Annotated in this window: 8 protein-coding genes and 1 pseudogene; 4 read left to right on the top strand and 5 right to left on the bottom strand. The window is 73.3% G+C overall.

Translation table 11 applies throughout. The features are described 5' to 3' along the window. A partial coding sequence (locus tag ACFQ4O_RS13685) for an MFS transporter (RefSeq protein WP_378776253.1) occupies positions 1–593 on the top strand: 593 nt, incomplete at its 5' end. A gap of 7 nt (positions 594–600) precedes the next feature. Here the strand turns inward: ACFQ4O_RS13685 and ACFQ4O_RS13680 are convergent. The 4 genes from ACFQ4O_RS13680 to ACFQ4O_RS13665 form a co-directional block, all read right to left on the bottom strand. Further along, positions 601–1,722: a site-specific DNA-methyltransferase gene (locus ACFQ4O_RS13680; RefSeq protein ID WP_378776251.1), complete on the bottom strand. Its 1,122-nt coding sequence runs from the start codon at positions 1,720–1,722 to the stop codon at positions 601–603. A gap of 102 nt (positions 1,723–1,824) precedes the next feature. Continuing rightward, positions 1,825–2,472, bottom strand: coding sequence for a ribonuclease HII (locus tag ACFQ4O_RS13675; RefSeq protein WP_378776249.1), 648 nt, complete (start codon positions 2,470–2,472; stop codon positions 1,825–1,827). Between the two features lie 76 nt (positions 2,473–2,548). Next, positions 2,549–2,980, bottom strand: coding sequence for a VOC family protein (locus tag ACFQ4O_RS13670; protein ID WP_378776247.1), 432 nt, complete (start codon positions 2,978–2,980; stop codon positions 2,549–2,551). A 42-nt stretch (positions 2,981–3,022) separates the two neighbouring features. Beyond that, complete coding sequence (locus ACFQ4O_RS13665) at positions 3,023–4,186, bottom strand: PA0069 family radical SAM protein (RefSeq protein ID WP_378776245.1); 1,164 nt, start codon at positions 4,184–4,186, stop codon at positions 3,023–3,025. Between the two features lie 122 nt (positions 4,187–4,308). Here ACFQ4O_RS13665 and ACFQ4O_RS13660 point away from each other — a divergent pair, with 122 nt between their 5' ends. Continuing rightward, a complete protein-coding gene (locus ACFQ4O_RS13660; protein WP_378776244.1) occupies positions 4,309–4,986 on the top strand; it encodes a glycosyltransferase in 678 nt (225 codons plus the stop codon). Between the two features lie 4 nt (positions 4,987–4,990). Here the strand turns inward: ACFQ4O_RS13660 and moaB are convergent, their stop codons facing one another. Then, positions 4,991–5,548: a molybdenum cofactor biosynthesis protein B gene (gene moaB / locus ACFQ4O_RS13655; RefSeq protein ID WP_378776243.1), complete on the bottom strand. Its 558-nt coding sequence runs from the start codon at positions 5,546–5,548 to the stop codon at positions 4,991–4,993. Between the two features lie 139 nt (positions 5,549–5,687). Between moaB and ACFQ4O_RS13650 the strand changes: the two genes are divergently transcribed. Together ACFQ4O_RS13650 and ACFQ4O_RS13645 are read left to right on the top strand one after the other, a co-directional pair. Beyond that, complete coding sequence (locus ACFQ4O_RS13650) at positions 5,688–6,140, top strand: hypothetical protein (protein WP_378776242.1); 453 nt, start codon at positions 5,688–5,690, stop codon at positions 6,138–6,140. 1 nt (position 6,141) lies between these two features. Continuing rightward, positions 6,142–6,456, top strand: a pseudogene (locus ACFQ4O_RS13645) (hypothetical protein); the annotation flags it as partial.

Raw genomic sequence — 6,456 nt, 5'->3', positions numbered from 1 at the left:
CTGCGGGCGCCGACGCGCCGGCCGAGGAGGGGCACGGCCTGCGGCTGCCGAGCCGCGCGGTGCTCGGTCTCGGCGCGCTGGCGCTGCTCGCCTTCCTGTCGGAGGGCGCGATGATCGACTGGAGCGCAGTGTTCATGACGCAGGCGACCGGCGCGAGCCCGGCGCTGGCCGCGACGGGCTACGCCGCCTTCTCCGCCGCCATGACGGTGGCGCGGCTCACCGGCGACCGGGTGACGGCGCGGCTCGGGCCATTAAAGACGGTGCAGCTCTCCGGCCTCGTCGGCGCGGCCGGGCTCGGGATCGTGATCCTCGCGCCCGCGCCCGGGATCGCGCTGCTGGGCTTCGTGGTCACCGGCTTCGGCTACGCCAATGTGGTGCCGGTGCTGTTCTCCGCCTCGACCCGCACGCCGGGGCTCGCGCCCGGAACCGCGCTCGCCATGGTCGCCACCATGGCCTATGGCGGCGGGCTGATGGGCCCGCCGCTGATCGGCTTCATCGGCGAAGGCTTCGGCCTGCGCGTCGCGTTCCTGCCGCTGGCGCTCGCGGCGCTCGTCATCGCCGCGAGCGTCTCCCGCGCGCTGCCGCGCGGCTGAGGCGGCCTCACGCCTCCGCGCGGATCGCCTCGCGGAACGCGTCGATCGGGGCGAGGCCGACCGGCGTCTCCGTGTGCCAGAAGGTCCAGCCGTTGCAGCTCTCCGCCCCTTGCGCGATGGCACCGATGCGGTGGATGGAGCCGATGACCGTGCCGAGCGCCAGCGTGCCGTCGGCGCGCACCGTCGCCTCGTAGCGGCGGCGGGCGTCGGCGAGGCGGCCGCCCGGCGCCAGCAGGCCGCGCTCCACCACGGTCGCGAAGGCGACCCGCGGCGCGTCGCGCTTGGCGGGCGCGGGGCTCAGCATGTCGGAGCCGAGCGGCACCACGGCGTCGATCCGGGCCTGCGCCGCCGCCGCGTAGTCGCGGTCGCGCTCCACGCCCACGAAATGGCGGCCGAGCCGCTTCGCCACCGCGCCGGTGGTGCCGGAGCCGAAGAAGGGGTCCAGCACCACGTCGCCGGGCTTGGAGGCGGCGAGCAGCACCCGCGCCAGCAGCGCCTCGGGCTTCTGGGTGGGGTGGATCTTGCGGCCGTCGTCGCCCTTCAGCCGCTCGCCGCCCGAGCAGATCGGGATCAGCCAGTCGGAGCGGGGCTGCAGGTCCTCGTTGCCGGCCTTCAGCGCCTCATAATTGAAGGTGTAGCCCTTGGCGTCGGCGGATTTGGAGGCCCAGATTAGGGTCTCGTGGGCGTTGGTGAAGCGGCGGCCGCGGAAGTTCGGCATCGGGTTCGACTTGCGCCACACGATGTCGTTCAGGATCCAGAAGCTGAGGTCCTGCATGGTCGCGCCGACGCGGAAGATGTTGTGGTAGCTGCCGATGACCCACAGCGTGCCCGTGGGCTTCAGCACACGGCGCACCGCCAGCAGCCAGGCGCGGGTGAAGGCGTCGTAGGCCTGGAAGCTCTCGAACTGGTCCCAGGCGTCGTCCACCGCGTCGACCAGGCTGTCGTCGGGCCGGCGCAGGTCGCCGCGAAGCTGCAGGTTGTAGGGCGGGTCGGCGAAAACCAGATCGACCGAAGCCGCCGGCAGCTTCTCGAGCTGGGCGACGCAGTCCCCGATCAGGATCGTGTCCAGCGGGAAGGCGGGGGCGCCCGCCGTCGTCGCGCGAACCGCGCCGTTGCTCCGCAAAGCCATGAGGTCCCATCCGTTAAGGTTACTGCACTGACGGGGGGAGTCTCGGTTCGGTAACGTAAAGGGCGGGTCAAGGAACAGGGTGAACGAAAGGTTACGTCGCCCTCACCCCCGCGGCGCGAGCAGCGCCGCGACCGGCGCGAAGCCCCGGCGATGGTGGGGCGAGGGGCCGAGCCGGCGCAGCGCCTCCAGATGCGCCGCGGTGCCGTAGCCCATGTGTTTCTCGAAGCCGTAGCCGGGGCAGGCCGCGCCGAGCCGCCGCATCATGCGGTCCCGCGTCACCTTCGCGACGATCGAAGCCGCGGCGATGGAGAGCGACAGCGCGTCGCCGTCGATCACCGCCTCCGCCGGGCAGGGCAGGCCGGGCGGTATGTCGCGGCCGTCAATCAGCGCGAAGCTTGGCCGCTCGGGCAGCGCCCGCACCGCCCGGGCCATGGCCCAGAGCGTCGCGCCGCGGATGTTCAGCGCCTCGATCCGCGCCGGCGAGACGGTGGCGACCGCCACATGCGCCCGCGCCACGATCGCCGCGAACAGGTTTTCGCGCCGCGCCGCGCTGAGCGCCTTCGAATCCGCGAGGCCTTCGGGAATGGCGGCGGGGTCGAGGATCACCGCCGCGGTGACGACGGGCCCCGCGAGCGGGCCCCGGCCGGCCTCGTCCACCCCGGCGACGCAGGCGACGCCGCGGGCGATGAGCGCCGCCTCGCGCTCGAAACTGGCCGTGGGGCGGAGCTTGGCGGGGCGGGTGGGGCGCATGAGGGACCGGCGGCGGGAGGTTCAGGGACCCGACGTCCTTCGCGCGATTCGGGTCATCGCCGCGAGCGGCGGTCCGTCACTCCTGCGCGGTCATGCGCCCGGCCGCGTCCCAGAAGAAGCCCGGCGCGTGGGCGATCTCCCACAGATGGCCGTCCGGATCGGAGACATAGGCCGAATAGCCGCCCCAGAACGTCTTGCGCGCGGCGCGCGTCAGCCGGCCGCCGGCGGCGACCCAGCGCACCACCGCCTTGTCCACCTCCTCGTCGGAGCGCAGGTTCCACGCCATGGCGACGCCGCGGAAGCCCTCGCCCGCCGCGGTGAGCTCCGCGTCCTCCGCCAGCGCCTCGCGGCCGTAGAGCGCGAGGATCGAGCCGGTGGTGTTGAAGAAGGCCACGTGGTCGTTGCTGTCTGCGGCCCGCGTCAGGCCGAACGCCTCGTAGAACGCGGCGGCGCGCGCCACGTCGGCGACGCCGAGCGTGAGCAGGGTGAGCGAGAGCGGCGATGGCATGGCGCGGACGTCCTCGGGGCGGGCGCGTCGGGCGACGCGCGGTCAGAACAGGGACAACTGGTCGGCGGGTTCGCCGCGTCCTTTACGTTGCGGCGCAACGAACAGATCGGTCCGGAGTCTCAGATGGCGGCGGTCGAGGCCGAGCCGGGCCGAGGCCATCTCGAACCGGCGGCCGATGGTCCAGGCCACCACGCCCTCGCCCTTCTGCCGCACGTCCCAGCCGCTGTCGTAGAGCTTTCCGCCCCGCGTGTCCCGGATCAGCGACAGGATGCGCCGCATCTTGGCGGGGTGGTGCTCCAGCAGCCAGTCCTTGAACAGGTCCTTGATCTCGTGCGGCAGCCGCAGCAGCACATAGCCGGCTTCGGTCGCGCCGGCCGCCTTGGCGGATTCCAGCAGACGGTCGATCTCGTGCTCGTTGAGCGAGGGGATGATCGGCGCGGTGAGCACCGTCACCGGCACGCCCGCCTCCGACAGTTTGGCGATGGTCTCCAGCCGGCGCGCCGGCGTCGGCGCCCGGGGCTCCATCTGCCGGGCGAGCGTCGGGTCGAGGGTGGTCAGCGAGATCGCCACCTTGGCGAGGCCCTGCTCGGCCATGCGCGCCAGAAGGTCGAGATCGCGCAACACCAGCGCGGATTTGGTGACGATGCCGACCGGATGGCGCGCCTCCGCCAGCACCTCCAGCACGCGCCGGGTGAGGCGGTGGGTCTTCTCGATCGGCTGGTAGGGATCGGTGTTGGTGCCGAGCGCCATGGTGCGGGGCTTGTAGCCGGGCGCCGAAAGCTCCCGCCGCAGCAGGTCGGCGATGTTGGGCTTGGCGGTGAGCCGGCTTTCGAAGTCGAGCCCCGGCGACAGGCCGAGATAGGCGTGGGTCGGCCGTGCGAAGCAGTAGACGCAGCCGTGCTCGCAGCCGCGATAGGGATTGACCGAGCGGTCGAACGGGATGTCCGGCGACTGGTTGCGGGTGATGGCCGTGCGCGCCGCCTCCAGCGTCACCTCGGTGCGGAACGGCTCCAGAGCGTCGAGCGCGCCCCAGCCGTCGTCCTCCTCGGTGCGGACGTAAGGCTCGAATCGTCCGCTGGCGTTGGAGGTCGCGCCCCGGCCGCGCCGCCGTTCGGGCGCGACGGGCTGCGGCGCATCTGAGAGTGGCGCAGGCGGCGCCGGGAAGGCCGCCGCGGAGGTCGGGATGGGGCGTTGGGTCGCGATCATGCCGAACACGTTAGGTCCGTAAAAAGAACATTTCAAGAACATTTACGTATGCGCGAAACCGCTCGACGCCGTTGAAGAAACGCAACAGACTCCGCCGCTTACGCGTGCTAAGGACAGGTCCCATGCTGAGCGTGGTCATCCCCACCCGAAACGACGAGAACCGGCTCGGGCCGACGCTGGCGGCGCTCGTGCCGGGCGTGGCCGAGGGTCTGGTCCGCGACGTGGCGCTGGCGGACGGCGGCTCCACCGACGCGACGCTCGAGATCGCCGACATCGCCGGCTGCGGCGTGGTGGGCGGTTTCGCCGACCGTGCCGGACGGGTCGACGCCGGCGTGCAGCGCGCGAAGTCGGGCTGGGTGCTGCTGCTGGAGCCGGGCGTGGTGCTGGCGGAAGGCTGGCGCCAGGAGGCGCGCAGCTTCATCGAGACGGTGGAGCGGCGGGGCGAGCAGGGGCGCCGCGCGGCGGTGTTTTCGTTTGGCCTCGACCGGTTCGGCGCCCGCGCCCGGGCTGAGGAGCGCTTCGTGGGCGCCTGGGCGTCACTGTCGGGCCTGCCGCAGCCGGAGCAGGGCCTGTTGATCCACAAGTCGTTCTATCAGGCGCTCGGCGGCATGCGGTCGCTACCGGCGATGACGGAGGCCGATCTGCTGCGCCGCATCGGCCGGCGGCGGCTGGTGCGGCTGCGGTCGCTGGCGCTCGCCCCGGCGACGCCGCGCCGGATCGCGGGGGCCAAGGGCGCGATCGGCGCAGGCCTGCTGATGCTGCGGGTGCCGCCGGCGCTGGTGTCGCGGCTCTACGGCTGAGCGCTCAGGCGCCGCGCAGCTTGCCGCGCTTCAGGTGCTCGTCCAGCCGGGGCAGGATCTCCACGAAGTTGCAGGGCATGTGGCGGTAGTCGAGCTGCGCCTTCAGCACCCCGTCCCAGGCGTCCTTGCAGGCCCCGGTGGAGCCCGGCAGCACGAACACGAAGGTCTTGCCTGCGACCCCCGCCGTCGCCCGCGACTGCAGGGTGGATGTGCCGATCTTGCCCGCGGAATAGGCGTGGAACAGGTGCGAGAACCCGTCCATGCGCTTCTCGAACAGCGGCTCCAGCGCGTCCGGGCTCACGTCGCGCCCGGTGAAGCCGGTGCCGCCGGTGGTCAGCACCACGTCCACGGCCGGATCGGCCACGAAGGCGCAGACCGCGGCGCGCAGCGCCTCCCGGTCATCGGCGACGATGCGGCGTCCCGCCGGCCGGTGCCCGGCCTCCGCGATCCGGGCCGCCAGCGTGTCGCCGGACCGGTCGTCGTCGAGCGTGCGGGTGTCCGACACGGTGACGATCGCCACGCCGAGCGGGATGAAGGGGCGCGTGTCGTCGAGACGGGACATGAGGCGGCCTCAGGTGCGTGGAGCGTCGGGGGCGGGCACTCTGCGCCGGGGCGGCGAGGCCCGGCAAGGGCCGCTTGAGCCGCGGGCCGATCGCGACCATGTTCGGACCTCCCCCGCGGCCGCAACCGGAGATCCGCTGATGCCGCTGTCCTTAAGCGACGAACTGGCTGTGCTGCCGGTGTTCGCGGCCTTCGCCCCCGCGACGCGGGCCGCGCTCGCCGAGCACGGCGTGGAGCGCGCGGTCGCGGCCGGCGAGACGCTGCTGTCGCGCGACCGCGACGCGGACAGCTTCCTGTTCCTGCTCGACGGGCGCTGGACCATGCGCCGCTTCGTGCGCGGCGTGGCCGAGCCGCTGGTGTGGCGCGACGAGGAGCCAGGGGCCTGGGCCTCGGGCGTCGCGGCGCTGGAGGCGATCGCCCCGACCGACCTGTTCGCCGACCGCCCCTGCCGGGTGATCGACGCGCCGCGGACGCTGGCGCACGAGCTGATGGCGGCCGACCCCGCCTTCGCCGGCCGCATCCTGCGCGACATCCACCGCTGGGCGGAGCGGCTCAGCGTGCACGCGGCGCTGATGCGCGCCCGGAGCGGGTGAGATGGGGCGCCGTCTCGTCCGCGCGCTCGACTGGACCTCGCGCCTGTCGGGGGCGGCGCTCGGCCTGTCGGGCGGGGCGGTCGCGCTCGGCCTCGCCCGCGACGTGGGCTGGACCGTGCCGCTGGAGACCGCGGTGGCGCGCACCTTCGCGGACGTCGCGCCAGCGGAGACGCTGGAGACCCGCGCCCGCGCAGCCCTCGACCAGGAGGACGTGGCGCTCGCCCGCGGCTACGCCGATCTCGCGGCCGAGCTGAACCGGCCGCTGGCGCCCGAGACGCTGGCGCGGCTTCAGGCCATGGAGCGGACCGGCGCGACC

This window comes from Methylopila musalis (assembly GCF_042679725.1).
GTDB lineage: Bacteria > Pseudomonadota > Alphaproteobacteria > Rhizobiales > Methylopilaceae > Methylopila > Methylopila musalis.
The sequence above is the reverse complement of the archived record's forward strand: the minus strand, read 5'-3'. Positions and strand labels throughout refer to the sequence as shown.